Consider the following 22,063-nt stretch of genomic DNA (forward strand, 5'->3'; position numbering starts at 1 on the left):
AAAAGCAGGGCCTATTCAATCTTCAATAAAAAACGCCTCTATCATATCACTATGACAGAGACGCTTGCATGCGCGGTTCCACTCTGATTGAAAGCATAACGCTTTCCGCTCTTTTGTCTTTTAACGGCGACCAGCCGGCTTGCCTACTCCTATTTTCGGCGAAGCGCTCAAAGGTGCATTTCCGCAAAATAGAGGTTTAGGTCACTTTCAGCCAATGGTGACCCTCTCTGGAAAACATATTTTACGTACTTCTCCTTCTCAACGCTTTTTCCAATATTCCGTTATTATTTGTTTAAGAAATTTTCCAAGCGGCCCAACACTTTTTCTTTACCTAACAGCTCGATCGTATTCGCCAAATCCGGGCCATGGGTTTGGCCGGTCGTTACGACGCGAATCGGCATAAACAAGTTTTTCCCTTTATATCCTGTTTCTTTTTGGACGGCTTTCATAGCCGCTTTAATGGAGGCAGCATTGAAAGATTCCAATGATTCAAGCTGTTGCTTGAATGAAGAAATCACTTCTTTAATGTGTTCCCATGCCAATACTTCCTGCGCTTCTTCATCATATTCCACTTCATCTTTAAAGAATAGGCCGGATAGTTCCACGATTTCAGCGCCATAGCTCATTTGGTTGTGGTACAATCCAATCAATTTGCGCGCCCATTCTTTTTGTTCTTCATTCAACTCTTCAGGCAGCAAACCCGCTTTTTGCAGATGAGGCAATGAAAGATCCACCAATTCGTCCAAAGACATTTTTTTAATATATTGGTTGTTCATCCATGTTAGTTTATTCCGGTCAAACATGGACGGTGATTTCGATAAACGTTTTTCATCGAAAATTTTAATTAATTCTTCTTTCGTAAAGATTTCTTCCTCTCCTTCCGGGGACCATCCGAGAAGGGCAAAGAAGTTGAACATTGCTTCCGGCAGATAGCCGAGCTCTCTGTATTGCGAAATAAATTGGATAATGGATTCATCCCGTTTTGACAGTTTTTTATGTTGTTCGTTTACAATGATTGTCAAATGGCCGAACTGTGGATATTCCCAGCCGAATGCATCGTAGATCATCAATTGTTTCGGCGTGTTGGATAAATGTTCTTCACCCCGGAGCACATGAGTGATATCCATGTAATGGTCATCCAACACCACGGCAAAGTTATAAGTTGGAATACCGTTTGCCTTCATAATCACCCAGTCGCCAATATCTTTTGATTCAAAAACAATTTCTCCGCGCACAATATCATTAAATTTGTAAGTAACATTTTCAGGCACTTTAAAACGAATCGTATAAGGAATTCCTTGCGCTTCTTTTTCCGCAATCTCTTCTTTCGTCAAATGGCGGCATTTCCCTTCATATGTTGGCGCAGCAATACCTCTCGCTCTTTGGGCTTCCCTTGAAGCTTCCAGTTCTTCTGGTGTACAGAAGCATTTATAAGCCAAACCTCGTTCCAATAGCTCTTCTGCATGTTTTTTATAAATATCCAATCTTTCTGTTTGACGATATGGTCCATAAGGGCCGCCAATATCGACAGATTCATCCGGAATAATTCCCAACCAGCGCAGATTATCCAGCTGAGATTCTTCGCCGCCTTCTACATTCCGCTCCGTATCCGTATCCTCAATGCGAAGGATAAATTTACCGTTGTAATGTTTTGCAAATAAATAGTTGAATAGCGCTGTGCGTGCACCACCGATATGCAAATGACCGGTAGGACTCGGTGCATACCGAACACGAACTTCTTTTGCCATGATAATTTCCTCCTAAATTAAGCAATTCAAACCTTCATTATTGTTAAACCATTGCCGAAATTTATGAAATTCCAATTGGCGTCCTCAACTTTTGTACATTTTACCACTCTCAAGTGCTGTTGAAAAGTTGATGTAAGTGGAGAAATATGACTTTTCACGAAAGTTTTACATCAGGACTAAATGTTGTTGTTTTTTATTAACAAAATGGTTGCAAGCGCTGCTATACCTTCTTCCCGTCCAACAAAACCCAGCTTTTCCGTGGTCGTCGCTTTGACATTCACTTGGGACGGATCCGCATGCAAAAGCTGTGCAATGCGATTTTTCATTTTTTCGATGTAAGGGGCCATCTTGGGTTTTTGCGCCAAAATCGTGCAATCGACGTTTCCAAGAACATAGCCTTTATTTTCTACTATTTTCCAAATATATTCCAATAGTTTTGATGAATCCGCACCTTTATACGCCGGATCCGTATCCGGAAAATGGCGGCCTATATCTCCTTCGCCTATTGCTCCAAGTGCTGCGTCTGTGATTGCATGCAATAACACATCCGCGTCAGAGTGTCCTAAAAGACCTTTTGTATAAGGAATTTCTATTCCTCCGATGATAAGGGGCCTGCCTTCTTGAAATGCATGAACATCGAATCCTTGTCCAACCCGAAACATGTTTTAGCTGCATATTGAAAGACGATTCGTCTTAATGCAGCATTCACCATCCTTTTCTATAAAATCAAATCCAAATGACAATTCATATATTAACATATTTCCCAATCTTGTGGATTGTAAGCCTTTTTTATGCAATCCTTTTATGTATTTATGCAGATAAAAAACCTCACGAATCCATCAGATTTGTGAGGTTGCTTTCATTGTTCAACTGGCGATGTTTGATGATGGCCTCTCCAAATATCAAATCTTCTTTTGTTGTAATTTTTATATTTTCATAACTGCTTTCGACAATGTGAATCTCGTGGCCAAGGCGTTCCACAAGCATCGCTTCGTCCGTTCCTAAAAATCCTGTTCTTTCGGCATCTTCCTCCGCCTGGCGCAGCAGCTCAAAACGGAAGGCTTGAGGCGTTTGTATGGACCATAAATCATCTCTGTTCACCGTTTCAACAATAATGCCGTTCTTCACTTTTTTCATTGTATCTTTCGCGCGAACACCGGCAACTGCCGCCCCTTTTTCGTATGCCGTTTTCACTAAACGCCGGATTACCGAATGGGTGATAAATGGTCTTGCGGCATCGTGGACGAGAACGATTTCCGCATCTTCCATCACTTTTAGGCATGCATGAACAGAATGTTGCCGTTCCTTTCCTCCATTCGGTAAACCTTTAACCTTTGTAATGATATATTCATTTAATAAACTTTGAATATACTCTCTTTCTTCCTGTTTGACTGCCAAAAAAATTCCTGTGCAATGAGGGTCCCTTTCAAAAACTTCAAGGGTATGAATGAGAATCGGTTTATTTGCTAAAGTTAAAAATAATTTATTTTTACCTGCCCCCATCCGTTTTCCGCTGCCGGCAGCAGGCAACGCTACTACATAATCCACATGCTCAACTCCTACATTTATTGCGATATCTTAAGCTACTTTTTCATCTTTAGGCTTTGCAAAGATCATACGGCCTGCGGATGTCTGCAGTACGCTTGTCACAGTCACCGTAATGGATTGGCCGATATAATTGCGCCCGCCTTCAACAACAATCATCGTTCCATCATCTAAATATGCTACACCTTGATCCTGCTCTTTTCCATCTTTAATGACGACAACTTCCATATCCTCGCCCGGAATGACGATCGGTTTCACCGCATTGGCCAGTTCATTAATATTTAATACCGGCACATGGTGAAGTTCGCAAACTTTATTTAGATTAAAATCGTTTGTTATAATTTTTGCTCCCATTTTCTTCGCCAGCCGGACCAATTTCAAATCAACTTCGTGGACGTCATCAAAATCTTCTTCCGAAATCATCACGTTGACGGCCTTTCCGTCCTGCAATTTTTTCAGCATATCCAATCCTCTGCGTCCGCGGGTGCGCTTCAATGTGTCGCTGGAATCAGCGATATGTTGCAGCTCCGTCAAAACGAATTGAGGTACAACCAAAACCCCTTCAATAAAACCTGTATTTGCGATGTCCGCAATCCGGCCATCAATAATTACGCTTGTATCCAATAACTTATAAAGCGTTTTTTCCTGGGAAACAGCTATGTTATTTTCTCCCGCTTTCTTTTTCGTGCCGACTCCTGATTTACTGAATATTTGTATCAGTTCTTCCCGCTTTTTAAATCCCACTCTAAATCCCAGATATCCAAGAATGATCGATAGAATGATCGGAACAAATTCAGTAATAATCGGTATATTAATTCTTTCGATGGCAAATCCGATAAAATATGCTACAATTAATCCGACAATCAATCCCAGAGTTCCAAAAAACAAATCTGCTGCAGGCAATTTGAAAAGTACTTCTTCCATCCAGTTGATAAATTTGACACAATAATCGGATAATGAAAAGGATAAAAGAAATAACAGCAATGCTCCCAAAGCTACAGATGTATACGGATTATTGATCCAAGGATTCGATGATAAATTAATAATTTCGTATAATGGCGGTAAAAAGACAAAGCCCAATGCTCCACCAATAAAGAGAAATGCAATTTGAATAATCCTTTTTAACATCCCGACACCTCCTTTTTTTTTGTGATATATTATCTTACTAATAATTATACAATGTTCATGGTTCCTTTGCGATTTGTAGGGACCGTCCATTGCATAATTTGGACTTTTTTACCTTTTTGTTCTTGGCCATCCATGTTTTCTTCTTTATTTTTTCCTTTTCCAATGAAAAAATGCCCATTCATATCATATTTTGGTACATTTCATTCATTTCCAAAACAGGCCTTCAATGCTTCGTTGATGGTATGGACCCCCACCACTTGAATATCTTTGGGATAGTCCCACCCACCAAGATTGGAAGCAGGAATGAATACCCGTTTGAATCCCAGTTTCGCAGCTTCATAAACTCTTTGCTCAATGCGCGATACCCTTCGGACTTCTCCGGTAAGGCCCACTTCCCCTATAAACACGTCTGTTACATTGACCGGCTGATTTTTGTAACTGGATACAATGGATACCAGAACCGCCAAGTCTATTGCCGGTTCATCGAGTTTTACCCCGCCGGCCACCTTCACATAGGCATCCTGCGCCTGCAACAGCATGCCCATTCTTTTCTCCAAAACCGCCATCAACAGCTGAACTCTGTTTTGGTCCACACCCGTTGCCATTCGCTTCGGATAATTAAAACTTGTCGGTGTCACCAATGATTGAATCTCAACCAGTATCGGACGGGTTCCCTCCATGGAAGCGACAACCGTCGAACCGGCTGCCCCGTGGGAACGTTCTTCTAAAAACAGCTCAGAAGGATTTAGCACTTCTTTTAAACCCGAATGAATCATTTCAAATATGGCGATTTCGTTAGTGGATCCGAAGCGGTTTTTATGGCTTCTTAATATCCGGTACGTATGATGTCTCTCGCCTTCAAAGTAAAGGACTGTATCCACCATATGCTCCAAAATCCTAGGGCCTGCAATTTGCCCTTCTTTCGTGACATGTCCGACAAGAAAAGTCGCAATCCCTTTTGTTTTTGCAATTCTCATTAATTCAGAAGTGCATTCTCTTACTTGGGATACGCTGCCCGGAGCGCTTTCTACGCTTGGATGGTACACGGTCTGTATGGAATCGACGACAATCAGCTTTGGTTGGACTTCTTCAATACTGTGACGAATAAGTTCCAAATCCGTTTCCGGATAAATATAAAGTTCCTTTGACTGTACGCCCAGCCTTGTCGCCCTTAAACCCGTCTGCTTCAATGATTCTTCCCCGGATATGTACAGCACCCGGTATCCCTGATTTGATAAATCTGCCGAAAGCTGCATAAGGAGAGTGGATTTTCCGATTCCCGGATCTCCGCCAATCAACACTAAAGAACCTGGGACGATTCCGCCTCCAAGTACGCGATTCAATTCCGTCATATTCGTTTCGATGCGTTGCTCTTCCCGGGAATCGATATTGATGATAGGCACAGCCTTTTGACTGATTGTTTCCGAATGTTGAAACACCCCACGGCCCCTTGAAATGACTTCGATTTCTTCCGCAAAGGTGTTCCATCCGCCGCATCCCGGACATCTCCCCAGCCATTTTGGAGATTCGTACCCACAGCTTTGACAGCAAAACTTTGTTTTCTTTTTCGCCATTAGATCCTCCTGCAAAATCTATTTTTCTTCATCTATTTAAAAATATCATTTTTCAACTATGTTGGTTGACACCCGCATGACTGATAGGACAACATGGATCAATATTTTTGATCAAAAGCACCGGCATTTGCGGTTAATTCTTGCATTAAGAACAGATAGCATACAAGCTCATTAAATAAATTCCGGATAATATTAAAATAAAGCTGTACCGCAGTCTTGCCAAGACTTGCGGACAGCTCTCCAAAATTATGCACTTTCAATCGTATCTTTTTGTCTTACAACAAATTCGCCGTCAACATAGTCAAAGACGACTTTGCTGTTTTTAGAAATCGTGCCTTTCAATAATTCTTCGGACAATCGGTCCTCTACATTTTTCTGTAAAGCTCTTCGGATAGGACGCGCTCCATATTGCGGATCGTATCCTTCTTCCGCAATTTTCTCCAACGCTGCGTCTGTCAATTCCAATTCGATATCTTGTTCTTTCAAGCGTTTGATCAAAGATTTTGCCATTAGCAACACAATTTGTTTTAATTCTTCTTTTTCCAATGGTTTGAACACTATGATTTCATCGATCCGGTTTAGGAACTCTGGACGGAATGCTTTTTTCAATTCTTCCAGCATTGTGGATTTCATGTCTTTATATGATTTGTCTTTTGTTCCTACGCCGAATCCCACGCTTTTTTGATATTTCAATGCTTCTGCACCAACATTGGATGTCATAATGACAACCGTATTGCGGAAATCCACAGTGCGTCCTTTTGAATCTGTCAAACGTCCATCGTCAAGAACTTGCAATAGAATGTTGAACACATCCGGATGGGCTTTTTCAATTTCATCTAAAAGCACGACAGAGTATGGTTTGCGGCGTACTTTTTCCGTGAGTTGCCCGCCTTCTTCAAATCCTACATATCCAGGAGGTGATCCGACTAAGCGGGAAGTTGAATGTTTTTCCATATATTCGGACATATCGATCCGAATCATCGCATCTTCGTCGCCGAACATGACTTCGGCCAAAGCTTTTGCAAGTTCTGTTTTACCGACTCCTGTAGGTCCCAAGAAGATGAATGTTCCGATTGGACGTTTTGGATCCTTGAGTCCTGCACGGGCACGGCGGATTGCTCTGGAAATGGCTTCTACCGCTTCATGTTGGCCGACAACGCGTTTATGCAATTCATCTTCCAAATGAAGCAGTTTTTCGGACTCTTCTTGGGCAATTTTGTTTACCGGAATTCCTGTCCACATCGATACTACTTCCGCAATATCTTCAACTGTGACTTTTGATTCTTCTTTACCTTGTTTTTCTTTCCAGGATTTTTTCAATTGTTCAAGTTCTTCTTTAATTTTTTGTTCAGTATCGCGCAATGCAGCCGCTTTTTCGAATTCCTGGCTTGATACGGCCGCGTTTTTCTCATTGCGCACATGTTCCAATTTATCTTCAAGGGCTTTTAGATTTGGAGGCATTGTAAATGAACGCAAACGCACTTTTGAACCTGCTTCATCAATCAAGTCGATAGCTTTGTCCGGCAAGAAACGGTCTGTAATATACCGGTCTGATAATTTTGCCGCAGCCTCGATCGCTTCATCCGTAATTTTTACACGGTGATGCGCTTCATAGCGATCGCGCAAACCTTTAATGATTTGGATTGTTTCTTCCACTGTCGGTTCGTCTACCATAATAGGCTGGAATCTCCGTTCCAAAGCCGCATCTTTTTCAATATATTTGCGGTATTCATCCAATGTTGTCGCGCCGATGCATTGCAACTCGCCGCGTGCAAGGGCAGGTTTCAAAATGTTTGAAGCGTCGATGGCACCTTCTGCACCGCCGGCACCAATCAATGTATGAAGTTCGTCGATGAACAAAATGATGTTTCCGGCTTGTCGAATTTCATCCATTACTTTTTTCAAACGATCTTCGAATTCGCCACGATATTTTGTACCCGCAACAACTGTTCCCATATCGAGAACCATTACCCGTTTATTGCGCAATGTTTCAGGCACTTCATTATTCACGATTTGTTGGGCAAGTCCTTCTGCAATCGCTGTTTTACCGACACCAGGTTCACCGATTAATACCGGGTTGTTTTTTGTACGGCGTGAAAGCACTTCAATCACACGGGTGATTTCTTTGCTGCGACCAATGACAGGATCCAGTCCTCCTTCACGGGCAATTGCCGTCAAATCCCGGGCCAAGCTGTCAAGTGTCGGTGTGCTTACTGTTTGAGCTGTATTGGATGTTTGTGAAACATCGTTATTGCCTAATAGCAATAGTACCTGCTGGCGCGCTTTATTAAGGCTTACCCCCGCGTTTGCAAGAACTCGTGCTGCAACCCCTTCACCTTCACGAATCAACGCAAGCAATAGGTGTTCTGTGCCAATGTATGCATGACCTAATTTGCGAGATTCATCAACAGCCAATTCAATGACTTTTTTCGCTCTTGGTGTATAGTGAACGATTGGTCCTACTTCTTTTGTTCCTTTTCCTACCAATTCTTCGATGCCGCGTTCAATCATTTCCGGAGTTACATCGATCGCTTCCAAAGCTTTTGCCGCAATGCCTCCGCCTTCCCGAATAAGGCCGAGCAAGATATGTTCTGTTCCGATGGCTTCATGTTTCCAGCGGATCGCTTCTTCTTGTGCCAACTGCAACACTTTTTGTGCCCGTTGAGTAAATCGGTTAAACATCATATTCTTTCAGCTCCTTTTCCTTTTATTTCAAATTTTCGCTGTTCAATTTTTCGCGTATTAATTTAGCCCGGAAGACATCCCGTTCAGCAGGCTCTAATGTAGTCCCTGCGTACTGTTGCACAAATCCAGGTTGAATAAGGATTGTACACTCATTTAGAATATGCTTTGAAACATCTTTAATGATTCCTAAATCGACACCTAGGCGCACATTGGATAAGCATGTCGCCGCTTCTTCGCTTGTCATAATCCGAGCATGTTTCAATGTTCCGTAAGCACGGTATATTCGGTCTTCTAACGCGATTTTTGATTGCGACAGAAGGGTATGTCTTGCCTTGCGTTCTTGTTCGATAATTTGCATGACGACATTTTGCAAATCTTCTATAATTTCATCTTCCGATTTGCCGAGCGTGATCTGATTGGATATCTGATACATGTTGCCCAAATTTTCGCTTCCTTCACCGTAAATGCCTCTTACCACCATTCCGAAACGGGCCAGCATTTGCGTTAAACTTTTCATCTGCTTCATCATGGAGAGCCCAGGCAGATGCATCATGACAGAAGCCCGTAAACCCGTTCCCACATTTGTCGGGCAGCTCGTTAAATAACCGAACTCGTTATGGAAAGCAAACGGCAATAGTTTTTCAAGCCGGCTATCCAATTTGTTGGCCACTTCGTAAGTCTCCATCAGTTTTAATCCCGGAGCCAAGCATTGGATTCTTAAATGGTCTTCTTCATTTACCATGGCGCTGATTGATTCGTCTTGGGAAATGATTACAGATGCATATTTATCGCTTTGCGCAAGCATTGGGCTGATGAGATGTTTTTCTACCAGCACTTGCCGCTGCAAAGCCGGCATTTCTTGGATTGCAAAATGGGAAAAGTTATGGTTTTCATCATTTAACTGATAAAAAGCTTGTGTAACCATTCGGTCAACCGTTTTGGCTTCTTCATCGGTGAAAATTAACGGAAACCGGAAGCCTTCCAAATTTCTCGCCAACCGTATACGGGTGGAAATCACAATGTCATGGTCCGAACCATCTGCGCCCATCCAGCTCGGAGCCTCCGCTTTCAAGAAATATTCAAGGTTCATGGAGTATCTACACCTCCCATTTCAAGCTTGCGTTCCAATTCTTTGATTTCGTCCCGATATTTTGCCGCATCTTCAAAGCGTTCATCTTGAATAGCCAACTGCAATTGTTCACGAGCCCGTTCGATTTGCTTTTTCAAGAGGCGGTTATTATCCGTTTTTTGGCCCGGTCTTTTTCCGGTATGTTTTGTTCCTGCTTGAATTTTCGCAAGTACTTGAGGCAGTTTTTCGCTGAACGTTTCATAACATTGAGGGCATCCCAGTTTGCCTTCATTCAGAAATTTTCGAAATGTAAAGCCGCAAGCCGGACATGCAGAGGTTTGTACGGAAGGCTGAACGGTTCTTTCGCTCAAATCATTTTTCCATATTGGAATGCCAAACCAGTTTGAAAATAGTTGATGAATCGGAATTTGTTCTTCTTTAGGGAAATCCAGGCTGAAGGGATGAAATTGCGCTGCGCAAACTTCACAATAATGCTTTTCGCTTTTTTGGCCATTAATGATTTGTGTAACCGTCACCGTCGCTTTCCGTTGTTTACAGTGTTCACAAAGCATGACCTAACACCTCTTCATTTTTCGTATTTTAAAGTTAATAACATTGCTTTTAGGATGGCCGACCTCAATTCATCGCGAGTCGGAAGCTGAAACTTTAATGTATTCCGGTCAATGGCCGCAAGCATTAACGTTGCCTCTCTTTCGGTGATCACATCTTCTTCCAACAAACGATAAATAATATCTTCCCCCATGTTTTGGGTTGCACCTTTTTCGATCTGCTTGATTAATTCATCAATCAATTCAACCTTTGAACTCGGTTTCACACGGAAAATGCGTATATATCCACCGCCGCCCCGTTTGCTTTCGACGAGGTAACCTCTTTCCACTGTAAAGCGGGTGTTGATCACATAATTGATTTGCGAGGGAACGCATTGGAATTTATCCGCCAATTCACTTCGTTTGATTTCAATATGTCCTTTACCTTCTAATTCGATAACCTTCTTCAAATACCCTTCAATTAAATCGGAAATATTTTTCATTTTTTTTACAATTCACCTCGCTTTTTTGACTTTGACTTTCTTTGACTATATTATATTTCCTTTCCTTCGAATTTGCAATTAAAAACCCTTGACAACCATAATGGAGCAAAAAAATCGACAACACGTATTACAATACGTTTTGCCGATTTTTATTCAATATATTCAATTGATTGGAATAAATCTCAAACTGTTTTTTTTACACCCAACGGCCGACAATCGGATAATCCCATTCGATTTCCTGCAGCGCCTTGACGATTCCGATAATCGGCACCACAACCGTCATAATCCCGAATATGATCAGGAATGGCAGGCCGATTAAAATGATGCTTAGAAAAGCGCTGACGCCAATCAATATGCCCATTACAAATTGGAACAACAATGCTTGGACTGCGAGCCGTTTGACCCTTTCATCGTTGCTGATCAAGAAAAAGAGAACCGGAACTAAAACCGGAGCAAAAAACGCGCTCGCGTGAATGATGACTTTTGCCCATTTTTCCTCCATAATGAAAAATCAACCCCTGTTTAATTTTAGGTTTAACTTTTGTTATTTATTTTTACGAATGACATAACGAATTGTTTCAAATTTTAGTGATTTTTTCCCTTCTTATTCCTGCATTTTTTCCGATATAATCAGATGACAGACAAAAATTTTTTAGAAAATCCCTCATGATATATGATATTCTTTAAAAAAGCCAAAATAAAAAGCCTGCTCCACATGAGCGGCTTTACTTTTTAAGATTATTTTTGTTTTTGGGTTCCGCTTCATCCGGTTGCTCTGCCGGGAACAGCGCGCGGGCAAACAGCCCCGAAAAGAGGGTGGCGCTTATCACAATTAAAATTTTATGATTTCTCGGCACTTCTTCAAACATATTATTCAACATCAAAATGGCGATAACAGCTACCGTTACCATAGACACAATAATATATGCAAGCCTTCGCTGATCCATCTCAAATAACTTCCTTTACTCTTTAATTCAGCTATTCGTATTTTACAATGTTTGCAATGGAAAGGCAAATTAAGGAATTTCATTTTAACACATTCTTTAACGTTTAATATAAAGATATACATAATACATACATAAATTTTAAGAAGGAAAGGGGCATACATATGAGATTTCCACTATTAAAAAAGGGACAAAAGACATCTCAATTCTTTGCTGTCGAAAAATACGTCCAAGAAGTAGCATTAAATGTTTCCGACAATCCTGTTGTGGCCAAACAAATGGAAATTATTGAGTTAACCAAAAAAGATTTGGCAGTCCTCCGCCAAATAAAACCGCTTATAGAAAACTTTATTCCGATCATGGTGGATAAATTTTACAAAAATATATCCGCAAATCCCCGTTTAACCGAATTAATCAATCGATACTCATCATTCGACAGATTGAAGATGAAATTGCGCAAACACTTGTCCGACATCTTTGAAGGGCATATTGATAAAAAATATTTTGAAAACCGGAATACGATTGCCATTGCCCACATCCGGATCGGATTGACTTCCAAATGGTACCTTTCATCTTTCCAATCTTTAATTTCTTCCTTTAGCGAATTTATAAAAGAACAGGATATTCCTAAAGAAGAAGGACTTCTTGCAATCAACGCCTTCTCAAAAATCATCAATCTGGAACAGCAGCTTGTGATTGACGCCTACGAAAAAGAGCAGGAACGCATCCGCACAGAAAATGAAGAGGTAAAACAATCATTGCTGGCATCGATACAACAAATCGCAGAAGAGCTGAACAGAATGAATAAAGAAACGACCACATCCATTCAAATGATATCGGAACAGTCGCAAAATATCTCCGTATCTACCGCGCAAGGATTGGACTTTGTTGCCGATACGGAAGAAAAATCAAATCAAGGGAAAACGGAATTGTCCAAACAAACCAGCTTGATGAATACGATTTTAAACAGTGTCAATCTGCTGGAGAAATCGATGCTCAATCTTCGAACATCTTCCCGGAGCATCTCGGAAATTGTAAATTTGGTGACAGGTATTGCAGATCAAACAAACTTGCTTGCCTTAAATGCATCCATTGAAGCCGCTCGGGCAGGGGAACATGGAAGAGGTTTTGCGGTGGTTGCAGAAGAAGTGAGAAAACTTGCTGAAGAAACAAAAAAAGCTGTACAAAATGTTTCCGGATTAATACAAGAAATGGAAGAAAATATAACAGAAATGACTTCCAGTGTAAACAATGTAGATGAACAAGTACAATTAAGCGTACAAACCCAGGAACATCTGATGGAGTCTTTCGAGGAAATCACCAAGAAAGTTTCCGGCATCCGCAACCAATATGCTTCCACTTTGAATGACATTGAGTACATTTCAAATAATATTGCAAACTTGGTGGAAAGCACCGAACACATTGCAAAATCTTCGGACACGCTCATCAATCTGGTGCAAGATTTTTCAAAATAGTCCGATTCAATGTAGTTTTATGCTGACATGCCTAAAAAATGGTACATAGAGTTTAATTTAATATTGTAAATACATAAATACTCCATAAAATCAAGGCTGTCCGGAAGTTTCCGGACAGCCTTGGACCTTTATTCCCGGGATTCATCCCGCTTTAATTTTTTTCTTTTTTCCTTCCTTAATCTTTGCCTTTCTATACCTGCTTTATGCATTTTTTCTTCCTCTTCCGTTTCCGGGTAAACTGCAGGAATCGGAGTCGGTTTTCCATGTTCATCAAGCGCTACCATCGTCACATATGATTCCGTTGTCAGCCTTTTTTCTCCTGTCTTGACACAGCGGGACATCACGCGCACATACACTTCCATGGATGTTCTCCCAGTGGAGGTGATGATCCCTTCCAATTCCAACACATCTCCCACATAGGCAGGAGAAACGAAATCGACCGAATCAAAAGAAGCGGTTACCACTTCTTTTCCTGTATGTTTCATACAGGCGATGGCCGCGATTTCATCAATATAAGCCAAAATTTTCCCTCCAAAGACGGAACCATATTGATTCGCATCCGGAGGCAATACGAGCCGGGTTTGCGTAGTGCGCGACAAGCTCATCGGATGTGCATTACTCATTTGTTTATCCTCCCAATTCAAATGCTGTTTTTCCAAAACTTTCTGTTATTATGCTAACATAGCACCACTTTCATACAAATGAGTAATGCCATTTGTTCATATTTCCGTCTTAATTGTAATAAACTTCAAGTCCGTCATTTCTTCAATTGCATATTTGATTCCTTCCCGGCCATATCCGCTATTTTTCACTCCGCCATAAGGCATATGATCAACCCGGAACGTCGGAATATCATTAATGATTACCGCGCCGGCTTCCAATTCATCGGCCGCTTTCAACGCATCTGTTAAGACATTTGTATAGATTCCTGCATTCAGCCCCAAATCAGATTGATTTACGTATTGAATCGCTTCATCCAATGTTTTATATGACACAATGGATACGATCGGAGCAAATGTTTCCAAACACATAATTTTCATTTCCGGTTTTACATTTACCATTACGGTCGGTGCCATCGTGCGTTCCGTAAATTCCGCTCCAGTCGCGACTTTTGCCCCCTGCGCTTTCGCTTCCTCAATCCATTCTTTTATCCGGGATACTTCTCTCGGATTGATCATCGCACTTAAATCTGTCGACGGGTCAAAAGGATCGCCGACTTTCAATTTTTTTGTTTCGTTTACAAAAGCCTCTGTAAATTGATCATAAATGGATTCATGAACATAAATCCGCTGCAGGGAAATGCATACTTGTCCCGAAAATCCAAACGCACCGCTAACCGTGCGGGGAATAATTTTTTCGATCGGAGCGCTTGGTTCAATAATCACTGCCGCATTGGAACCCAATTCTAGCGTCACTTTTCTTAAGCCGACTTTTTCTTTGATTTTCATTCCTACTGCGCCGCTGCCAGTGAATGTCACTTTTTTCACCAACGGATGCGTAACAAGCACATCGCTCAACTCTCCACCTGATCCTGTCACAATTTGCAATGCCCCATCAGGAAGCCCCGCTTCTTTAAAGATTTCGGCCATCGCCAATGCACTTAACGGCGTTTGGGTAGCCGGTTTTAAAACAACGGTATTTCCGACTGCAAAAGCCGGCCCTAATTTGTGGGCAACCAGGTTAAATGGAAAATTGAAAGGTGTAATGGCTGATACTACCCCCAGAGGCACCCGCTTTGTAAAGCCGATGCGGTTTTTTCCTCCAGGTGCCGCATCCATTGGCACCGTTTCTCCAAATATATTTTTCGCCGCTTCTGCTGCAAATTGATAAGTGGCAATCGTACGGTCCAACTCCGCAAGGCCGGCCGTGATCGGTTTTGCCGCTTCGCTTGCAAGAATTTCGGCAAATTCTTGTTTTCTCTCTTTCAATAAATCTACTACTTTATATAATATTTCTGCTCTTTCGTAGGCTGTCGTCTTTTTGAAAGTTTGAAACGCTTCATGAGCCCCTTGGATGGCGCGTTCCACATCTTGAACAGAGGCCTTCGCCACTTTGGCAATCACTTCGCCCGTATAGGGGGCTGTCAAGTCATACGATTCTTTTGCATTCTCCCATTGACCGTTAATCCATAATTTTGTTTCTTTCATCTCCTACACCTCCATTATGATTTATTTCCATTTTATCACTCCCAACAATTTTTGAGTGAATCAACGGAAGAAATCCAACAAATCAATTCCAGGCAAAAAAATAATATCCACAACATCCAGCGTAATTTCCATAACATCAATTAAATCTTCAATAAAAAGCTCTTTCATATCGACCATATTTTGCACCTCAACCAGCTCTCTCATGATTTTTTGGATGGCGACAATTAGTGCCAATTCCTTTGCCATGCGGAATATTTTTAATTCCAATAAAGCTTTCTGCCATTCCGCTATTTCATCTATTTTTTCATTATCTGTTGCATTTAACGCTAAAATCCCCAAATACGGATAGTGTATCGGTTTTACTTTGATGCCTCTATGATTCAATGAATGCCGCAGCTCTGCCACATACTGGAGAAGCGTTTCGTTATAATCGGCGCTGTACATTGTTAAAATTTGCGCAAGGGATTGAAGGGAATTGCCCAACAGAAACCCTTGTTTTCTTAAAGCTTTGTAATATTGCACCATTGTTTCTACTTGTAATTGAGGGGGTTCATTTACTTTTGATAATAAAACTGCATAAGGTACATCTTCTTTGGACGTTAAAATGAATTGTTTCCTGTGCATTTCATCATATAACGTTTTTGCCCGTTTTGCGTGAAGATGAATATCTTCATCCAGCATCATCGCACCCGCCAACCGGAAAGGGGAGTTATGAAACCCGGCTTCTTTTAACGCCCCATCCCTTTGCAATAAATTTTCAAAGCATGCTTCCAAATCTTGCCCCAAAAACCGGGCGGCTATGTAATAGGGAATCGGCGAATTTTTTTGGATGGACAAAGCCTTTTTTGAGTATTCCGCCATTTGGTCGACGATTTTTTGCAGCGCCACCCCGCTGAATTCCCTTTTTTCAAGGGTATACTTGCTGGCAAGGGAAATAACCGCGCTTACTTTAAATTGATTTCCAAAATAATTGACGGCCCGGTTGTAATTGTTTTGAAGTTCTTCGGTAAATTGTGTATCCATTTCTAATCACTCCTAGTTGTTATACGTTTTCCAGGAGGACAAGTTTCAAAATGAATAAAGGGGAACTCCATAAGAAGTTCCCCTTTTATTTATGAACTTACCTTTTTTAATTCCGCGAGTTCATCGGAAGTGAATGCCCTTGATCTGGTCAAGAAGCGTTTTCCTTCCACACCTTCCAAACTGAACATGCCACCGCGGCCTTCCACAACATCAATGATCAGTTGCGTATGCTTCCAATATTCAAATTGGGTTTTATGCATATAAAATTTGGCTCCACCAATTTCCCCTAATAATATATCATTGTCTCCGATGATTAAATCCCCTTCAGGATAACACATAGGAGAAGAGCCATCGCAACATCCGCCTGATTGATGGAAAATAATTGGACCATGTTTTTTCTTTAACTGTTCAATGAGGGCAAGGGCTGCATCCGTCGCAACAACGCGTTCCACCAAAGCCATCCCTCCCTGGATAGGAATTAGAAGAAGCCAAGTTTATTTGGATCGTAGCTCACCAGCAAGTTTTTCGTTTGTTGATAGTGTGAAAGCATCATTTTGTGCGTTTCGCGGCCGATTCCGCTCATTTTGTATCCGCCGAACGCTGCATGAGCAGGATATTGATGGTAACAGTTTGTCCATACACGTCCCGCTTGAATGCCGCGTCCCATGCGATAAGCGGTATTAATGTCGCGAGTCCATACGCCTGCGCCTAAACCGTACATTGTATCGTTTGCGATTTCCAACGCTTCTTCCGGCGTTTTAAATGTTGTGACTGCCACAACCGGTCCGAAAATTTCTTCTTGGAAAATGCGCATTTTGTTATGGCCTTTGAAAACAGTCGGCTTAATGTAGTAGCCATCCGCCAGTTCGCCATCCAATTTGTTGCGCTCACCACCAATAAGCAGTTCCGCACCTTCCTGCTTGCCAATATCAATGTAAGATAAAATCTTCTCCATCTGTTCCGTTGAAGCCTGAGCCCCAATCATTGTCGACGGATCAAGCGGGTTTCCTTGCTTAATGGCTTTCACCCGTTCAAGGGCCCGTTCCATAAATTTATCGTAAATGGATTCCTGGATTAACGCTCTTGAAGGGCATGTACATACTTCCCCTTGGTTTAGGGCAAACAATACAAAGCCTTCAATCGCTTTATCCAAAAATTCATCATCCGCTTCAAACACATCTTCAAAGAAGATATTTGGAGATTTACCTCCAAGCTCCAATGTCACCGGTATGATATTTTGGGAAGCATATTGCATGATGAGTCTTCCTGTTGTTGTTTCTCCTGTAAACGCAACTTTGCTGATGCGAGGGTTGGATGCCAACGGTTTTCCGGCTTCCAATCCGAAACCGTTTACAATGTTTACAACACCTGGAGGCAACAAATCTTCAATAAGCTCCATTAACACTAAAATAGAAGTTGGTGTTTGTTCAGCCGGTTTTAAAACAACACAGTTTCCTGCCGCCAAGGCTGGTGCCAGTTTCCATGCTGCCATCAAAATCGGGAAGTTCCAAGGAATAATTTGCCCGACAACGCCAATCGGCTCTTTAAAATGGTAGGCTACCGTATTTTCATCAATTTCGCTAATGCCGCCTTCTTGGGCTCGGATTGCTCCGGCAAAGTAACGGAAATGATCGATTGCCAATGGAATATCCGCATTCAATGTTTCACGGACCGGTTTACCATTTTCCCAGCTTTCCGCAACTGCCAACAGTTCCAAATTTTCTTCCATGCGGTCAGCAATTTTGTTCAATATTTTTGCTCTTTCCGCAACGGAGGTTTTGCCCCACGCATCTTTCGCCTTGTAAGCAGCATCAATGGCAAGTTCAATATCCTCCGCAGTGGAGCGGGCAACTTTCGTATAAACTTTTCCTGTTACTGGTGTAATGTTGTCGAAATACTCTCCGTTCACTGGAGGCGTCCATTTTCCTCCAATATAGTTGTCATAACGATCCTTGAAGTTTATAATAGCTCCCTCAGTGTTTGGAAATGCATATGCGGCAGTCAAAATTGACATGTTCTCATACTCCCCCTCAATAATATTTATGATTTTTATACCTTTTCTCTTGCTGACACCAACACCATCCTGTAAAAGGTATACAGTAATATTTATTCAGAAAGGCTTTCATTTATTTCTGAATAGAATCATTTTTTCTCCCTTTCCCCTTTTTTCACTTTGCACCTCCTATGATGACCTCAATCATTTTCTTTTCTCTACCCTAAGTTTACTATCTATAAACATTTTTTCTTTATATTTTTCTCATATTTTCTCTTTCGTGAAGAATAATTCTATTTTATGCATTTCCGGGATCGTCCTTCTGTTTTTGTAATCTATATGCCATAAATAATAAATTTGTAGTTTTTTGCGGTTGAAAGATTGTACAATAGATTTGATAGATTTAAGTTTGCAGCGTTTAAAAGGTGGGATCATCATGTTATCCATTGAAAGCACAGAACGTTTAACCGGTGGAAGAATCAGCGGCGATTATTGGGATTTGGACGAATTGATTACCTCCATTTATGAAGTCATTGGAGATGAAAATAAATACTACGATTACCAGGGGGCAAGACAACGGATCTTAGGAGTTTGCCTTCAATTGCGGAAAGCCACAAAAGGCGAGTGCAATATCGAATTTGTCGCAAACGGGATTCATAAAGGAATTGAAAAGCGCAAAGATCTCATCGCACCTGCAAAAAATGTTTATTTTTCCGTTGAAATACTGTGGCCGGAATTAATTTTCACCGCCCTTGCTTTAAATGACTTCATCGATTTATATAATGAATTTGTAGATAACAATCCATGGAATCCGCATACAACTACCATCCGGAAATTCCAATCCATTGTCACGGAATGTTTGCGGGAACATCTGTTGGAAGAACAATTCAGGGTATTCATCCATCTCATGTTTACCAAATCACCGAAATATTTCCGTTATGCCACACAATATGTGGATGTTTTAAACTTGGAATATTTAAAACTTTCATATGATGAACGCAAAGAAAACTTGGGTGCATTCGCCTTCCGGTTGATGGTGGAAGATGATGAATATACCGCATTAAAAAATGAAATTATGGCCACCGCAAAACTGACAAAAAACGAGATACACGAACTTCCCATTCAAACGAAATATCCCGAACATATTGAATGGTAATACGCTTTTTTTACAGACTCTTTGCTGAAAAAAGCCAAAAAAAAATTAAAAAGGCTGTACCGAAAAGGTTATTTCCAGTCTCTTTTCGGACAAGCCTTTTTTATTTATACCCCGCCTAAATATGCCGCTTTCACTTGTTCGCTTTCTTGGAGCTCCTTCGCTGATCCGGACAATACGATTCTACCCGTCTCAATGACATAAGCCCGGTCCGCAATCGATAAAGCCATGTGGGCGTTTTGTTCAACAAGCAAAATCGTTGTTCCCTCTTGATTGATGGTTTGAATGATTTCAAAGATTTGTTGAACAATGATTGGCGCCAGCCCCATTGACGGTTCATCCAACAATAACAGCTTCGGTTTGGACATAAGCCCTCTTCCGATGGCCAACATCTGTTGTTCACCGCCAGACAATGTACCCGCCAATTGTTTTCTTCGTTCATTCAAGATCGGAAACATTTCGTATACACGATTTAAATCCTTTTTAATGCCATCCCGGTCTTTCCGGAGAAAAGCACCTAATTCCAGGTTTTCCTCTACCGACATGTTGGCAAACACTCTTCGTCCTTCAGGCACATGGACAATGCCATTTTTCACAATCCCCTGTGCCGGTTTGCCCCCGATTTGTTGCATGTTGTATAAAATCGTCCCATGTTTCGGCTTTAATAATCCGGACAAAGTTTTCAATAACGTTGTTTTCCCCGCGCCGTTCGCGCCGATTAACGTAACAATCTCGCCTTCATTGACTTCCAAGGAGACACCTTTCAGGGCATGAATATTTCCGTAATAAACATCAATATTATTTACCTGCAACATTAATTTTTGACCTCCTCTCCAAGGTAAGCTTCAATCACTTTTGGATTATTACGTATTTCTTCCGGCGTTCCTTCGGCGATCAATTGGCCATGGTCCAACACGTAGATTCTTTCACAGATTCCCATTACCAGGCTCATATCATGTTCGATTAATAAAATCGTTAAATCAAACTCTTTCCGGATTAACGCTATCAAATCCATCAAATCTTGCGTTTCTTGCGGATTCATTCCGGCTGCAGGCTCGTCCAACAATAGAAGTTTTGGACCTGCAGCCAATGCCCGTGCAATTTCCAGGCGCCGTTGCATCCCGTAAGGCAGGTTTTTGGCCAATTCATCTTTATAAACATCGAGCCCGAAAATTTTCAAAAACTCGATTGACTCTTTTTCCATCTTTCCTTCGCCTTTGAAGTGGCTTGGCAAACGCAGAACGGAAGACAGAATGGAATGTTTTGCAAGATGGTGGTTGGCGATCTTTACGTTGTCCAAAACGGTTAAATCTTTAAACAATCGAATATTTTGGAAAGTGCGGCTAATTCCCCGTTTTGTTACTTGATACGGCTTTAACCCTTTGATGCTTTTTCCTTCAAACGTAATATCTCCCTCGGTAGGGGTATACACTCCCGTCAACATGTTGAAGGTGGTGGTTTTTCCGGCCCCATTCGGTCCGATCAGGCCGACCAGTTCCCCTTTATTGATATACATGTTCACATTTTGAACCGCTTTTAATCCGCCAAATTGAATTCCCACATTTTCCAACTTCACAAGAGGATTGCTCATGCTTCAGAACCTCCTCTTTTTTTCAATCTGAATACATCTTTCAGTTCTTTCGTTCCCATTAGCCCTGTAGGTCGATACAACATCACGAGAATCAATACAACGGAGTAAATGATCATGCGGGTTTCCGGAAACGCCTGCAAATATTGTGAAACCGTTGTCAAGAAAATCGCCGCGATGACAGATCCGGAAAGGCTTCCTAAACCGCCCAATACAACATAAATCAAAATTTCAAAAGATTTTAGGAAGTTAAAAGCCGTCGGTTGAATAATATAGAAGTTATGTGCGTAAAGAGCGCCTGCAACCCCTGCAAAAAGCGATCCGATCACGAAAGCAACCACTTTATAATAAGTCGTATTAATCCCCATTGCATCTGCGGCTATTTCATCTTCGCGAATAGCCAAACAGCTGCGGCCATGACGGGAGTTCGTAAAGTTTGAAATCACAAGAATGGTAATCAAAACGCCGAGAAAAGCATAGGTCCAAGTAGTCATATGATTGACAACCATCCCTGCCGCTCCACCTACATAATCAATATTTAAAAAGGTAATCCGGATAATCTCGGCAAAACCTAATGTCGCAATCGCCAAATAATCCCCTTTTAACCGCAAAGAAGGCACACCTACAAGCAAACCGGCAATAGCGGCTACGACTCCCGCCATAATAATTCCCACTATAAACGGCAATCCCAGCTTCATCGTACAAATCGCGCTCACATATGCACCGACCGCCATGAAACCGGCATGTCCAATGGAAAACTGTCCCGTAATTCCTATGACAATATGCAAACTTACGGCAAGCATGATGTTGATGCAAATCGTAATCAACATGTTTTGATAATATAAATCTATCATTTCATTTGCCGTCATCACTTGTACAACTGCATAGATTACTAATGCAAGTGCCAAATAAACCCAAAAGGCTTTCGACTTCTTCATGA

The 22,063-nt window shown here is 41.5% G+C and carries 21 protein-coding genes and 1 other annotated feature; of the genes, 2 read left to right on the top strand and 19 right to left on the bottom strand.

Annotated features, from left to right (window positions below):
* Window positions 1–53: 53 nt before the first annotated feature.
* Window positions 54–271, bottom strand: a binding site (T-box leader).
* A gap of 13 nt (window positions 272–284) precedes the next feature.
* From gltX to FKZ59_RS06890, 11 genes are all read right to left on the bottom strand, one after another.
* Window positions 285–1,748 carry a glutamate--tRNA ligase gene (gene gltX / locus FKZ59_RS06840; RefSeq protein ID WP_141602009.1) on the bottom strand — a complete coding sequence of 488 codons (1,464 nt, stop codon included), beginning with the start codon at window positions 1,746–1,748 and terminating at the stop codon, window positions 285–287.
* Between the two features lie 176 nt (window positions 1,749–1,924).
* A complete protein-coding gene (gene ispF, locus FKZ59_RS06845; protein ID WP_141602010.1) occupies window positions 1,925–2,410 on the bottom strand; it encodes a 2-C-methyl-D-erythritol 2,4-cyclodiphosphate synthase in 486 nt (161 codons plus the stop codon).
* Window positions 2,411–2,576: 166 nt separating this feature from the next.
* The gene (gene ispD / locus FKZ59_RS06850; protein WP_141602011.1) at window positions 2,577–3,296 is read right to left on the bottom strand and encodes a 2-C-methyl-D-erythritol 4-phosphate cytidylyltransferase; all 720 of its coding nucleotides are present in this window, start codon (window positions 3,294–3,296) and stop codon (window positions 2,577–2,579) included.
* 30 nt (window positions 3,297–3,326) lie between these two features.
* On the bottom strand, window positions 3,327–4,421 hold the full coding sequence (locus tag FKZ59_RS06855; protein WP_141602012.1) for a PIN/TRAM domain-containing protein: 1,095 nt from the start codon (window positions 4,419–4,421) through the stop codon (window positions 3,327–3,329).
* 200 nt (window positions 4,422–4,621) lie between these two features.
* Window positions 4,622–5,995 (bottom strand): DNA repair protein RadA, encoded by a 1,374-nt coding sequence (radA, locus tag FKZ59_RS06860; RefSeq protein ID WP_141602013.1) that lies wholly within the window; start codon window positions 5,993–5,995, stop codon window positions 4,622–4,624.
* Between the two features lie 246 nt (window positions 5,996–6,241).
* Window positions 6,242–8,680, bottom strand: coding sequence for an ATP-dependent Clp protease ATP-binding subunit (locus tag FKZ59_RS06865; protein ID WP_141602014.1), 2,439 nt, complete (start codon window positions 8,678–8,680; stop codon window positions 6,242–6,244).
* 22 nt (window positions 8,681–8,702) lie between these two features.
* Window positions 8,703–9,770, bottom strand: a complete 1,068-nt coding sequence (locus tag FKZ59_RS06870; RefSeq protein ID WP_141602015.1) for a protein arginine kinase — start codon at window positions 9,768–9,770, stop codon at window positions 8,703–8,705.
* Window positions 9,767–10,321, bottom strand: coding sequence for a UvrB/UvrC motif-containing protein (locus tag FKZ59_RS06875; protein ID WP_141602016.1), 555 nt, complete (start codon window positions 10,319–10,321; stop codon window positions 9,767–9,769). The genes FKZ59_RS06870 and FKZ59_RS06875 overlap by 4 nt, the downstream gene beginning before the upstream one ends.
* Window positions 10,322–10,335: 14 nt before the next feature.
* The gene (locus tag FKZ59_RS06880) at window positions 10,336–10,800 is read right to left on the bottom strand and encodes a CtsR family transcriptional regulator (RefSeq protein WP_141602017.1); all 465 of its coding nucleotides are present in this window, start codon (window positions 10,798–10,800) and stop codon (window positions 10,336–10,338) included.
* 196 nt (window positions 10,801–10,996) lie between these two features.
* On the bottom strand, window positions 10,997–11,302 hold the full coding sequence (locus tag FKZ59_RS06885) for a DUF4870 domain-containing protein (RefSeq protein WP_141602018.1): 306 nt from the start codon (window positions 11,300–11,302) through the stop codon (window positions 10,997–10,999).
* Between the two features lie 223 nt (window positions 11,303–11,525).
* Window positions 11,526–11,747, bottom strand: coding sequence for a hypothetical protein (locus FKZ59_RS06890; protein WP_141602019.1), 222 nt, complete (start codon window positions 11,745–11,747; stop codon window positions 11,526–11,528).
* A gap of 161 nt (window positions 11,748–11,908) precedes the next feature.
* Between FKZ59_RS06890 and FKZ59_RS15100 the strand changes: the two genes are divergently transcribed.
* Window positions 11,909–13,219: a globin-coupled sensor protein gene (locus FKZ59_RS15100; RefSeq protein WP_141602020.1), complete on the top strand. Its 1,311-nt coding sequence runs from the start codon at window positions 11,909–11,911 to the stop codon at window positions 13,217–13,219.
* 128 nt (window positions 13,220–13,347) lie between these two features.
* Here the strand turns inward: FKZ59_RS15100 and FKZ59_RS06900 are convergent, their stop codons facing one another.
* From FKZ59_RS06900 to adh, 5 genes are all read right to left on the bottom strand, one after another.
* Window positions 13,348–13,842, bottom strand: a complete 495-nt coding sequence (locus tag FKZ59_RS06900) for an acyl-CoA thioesterase (protein WP_141602021.1) — start codon at window positions 13,840–13,842, stop codon at window positions 13,348–13,350.
* Between the two features lie 96 nt (window positions 13,843–13,938).
* Window positions 13,939–15,366: an aldehyde dehydrogenase family protein gene (locus FKZ59_RS06905; RefSeq protein ID WP_141602022.1), complete on the bottom strand. Its 1,428-nt coding sequence runs from the start codon at window positions 15,364–15,366 to the stop codon at window positions 13,939–13,941.
* 60 nt (window positions 15,367–15,426) lie between these two features.
* Window positions 15,427–16,389: a DUF4003 family protein gene (locus FKZ59_RS06910; protein ID WP_141602023.1), complete on the bottom strand. Its 963-nt coding sequence runs from the start codon at window positions 16,387–16,389 to the stop codon at window positions 15,427–15,429.
* 89 nt (window positions 16,390–16,478) lie between these two features.
* Window positions 16,479–16,844: a DUF779 domain-containing protein gene (locus FKZ59_RS06915; protein WP_141602024.1), complete on the bottom strand. Its 366-nt coding sequence runs from the start codon at window positions 16,842–16,844 to the stop codon at window positions 16,479–16,481.
* 23 nt (window positions 16,845–16,867) lie between these two features.
* Window positions 16,868–18,403: an aldehyde dehydrogenase gene (adh, locus tag FKZ59_RS06920; protein WP_141602025.1), complete on the bottom strand. Its 1,536-nt coding sequence runs from the start codon at window positions 18,401–18,403 to the stop codon at window positions 16,868–16,870.
* Window positions 18,404–18,818: 415 nt separating this feature from the next.
* Here adh and FKZ59_RS06925 point away from each other — a divergent pair, with 415 nt between their 5' ends.
* Window positions 18,819–19,538 (top strand): DUF6904 family protein, encoded by a 720-nt coding sequence (locus tag FKZ59_RS06925; RefSeq protein WP_141602026.1) that lies wholly within the window; start codon window positions 18,819–18,821, stop codon window positions 19,536–19,538.
* A 104-nt stretch (window positions 19,539–19,642) separates the two neighbouring features.
* Here the strand turns inward: FKZ59_RS06925 and FKZ59_RS06930 are convergent, their stop codons facing one another.
* The 3 genes from FKZ59_RS06930 to FKZ59_RS06940 are packed head-to-tail and all read right to left on the bottom strand — an operon-like array spanning window position 19,643 to window position 22,061.
* Window positions 19,643–20,350 carry an ABC transporter ATP-binding protein gene (locus FKZ59_RS06930; RefSeq protein ID WP_141602027.1) on the bottom strand — a complete coding sequence of 236 codons (708 nt, stop codon included), beginning with the start codon at window positions 20,348–20,350 and terminating at the stop codon, window positions 19,643–19,645.
* Window positions 20,350–21,126: an ABC transporter ATP-binding protein gene (locus FKZ59_RS06935; protein ID WP_141602028.1), complete on the bottom strand. Its 777-nt coding sequence runs from the start codon at window positions 21,124–21,126 to the stop codon at window positions 20,350–20,352. The genes FKZ59_RS06930 and FKZ59_RS06935 overlap by 1 nt, the downstream gene beginning before the upstream one ends.
* Complete coding sequence (locus FKZ59_RS06940) at window positions 21,123–22,061, bottom strand: branched-chain amino acid ABC transporter permease (protein WP_141602029.1); 939 nt, start codon at window positions 22,059–22,061, stop codon at window positions 21,123–21,125. Before FKZ59_RS06940 ends, FKZ59_RS06935 begins: the two co-directional genes overlap by 4 nt.
* Window positions 22,062–22,063: the final 2 nt, after the last annotated feature.

Source organism: Ureibacillus terrenus (assembly GCF_006569205.1).
In the GTDB taxonomy this organism is placed as follows: Bacteria; Bacillota; Bacilli; order Bacillales_A; family Planococcaceae; genus Ureibacillus; species Ureibacillus terrenus.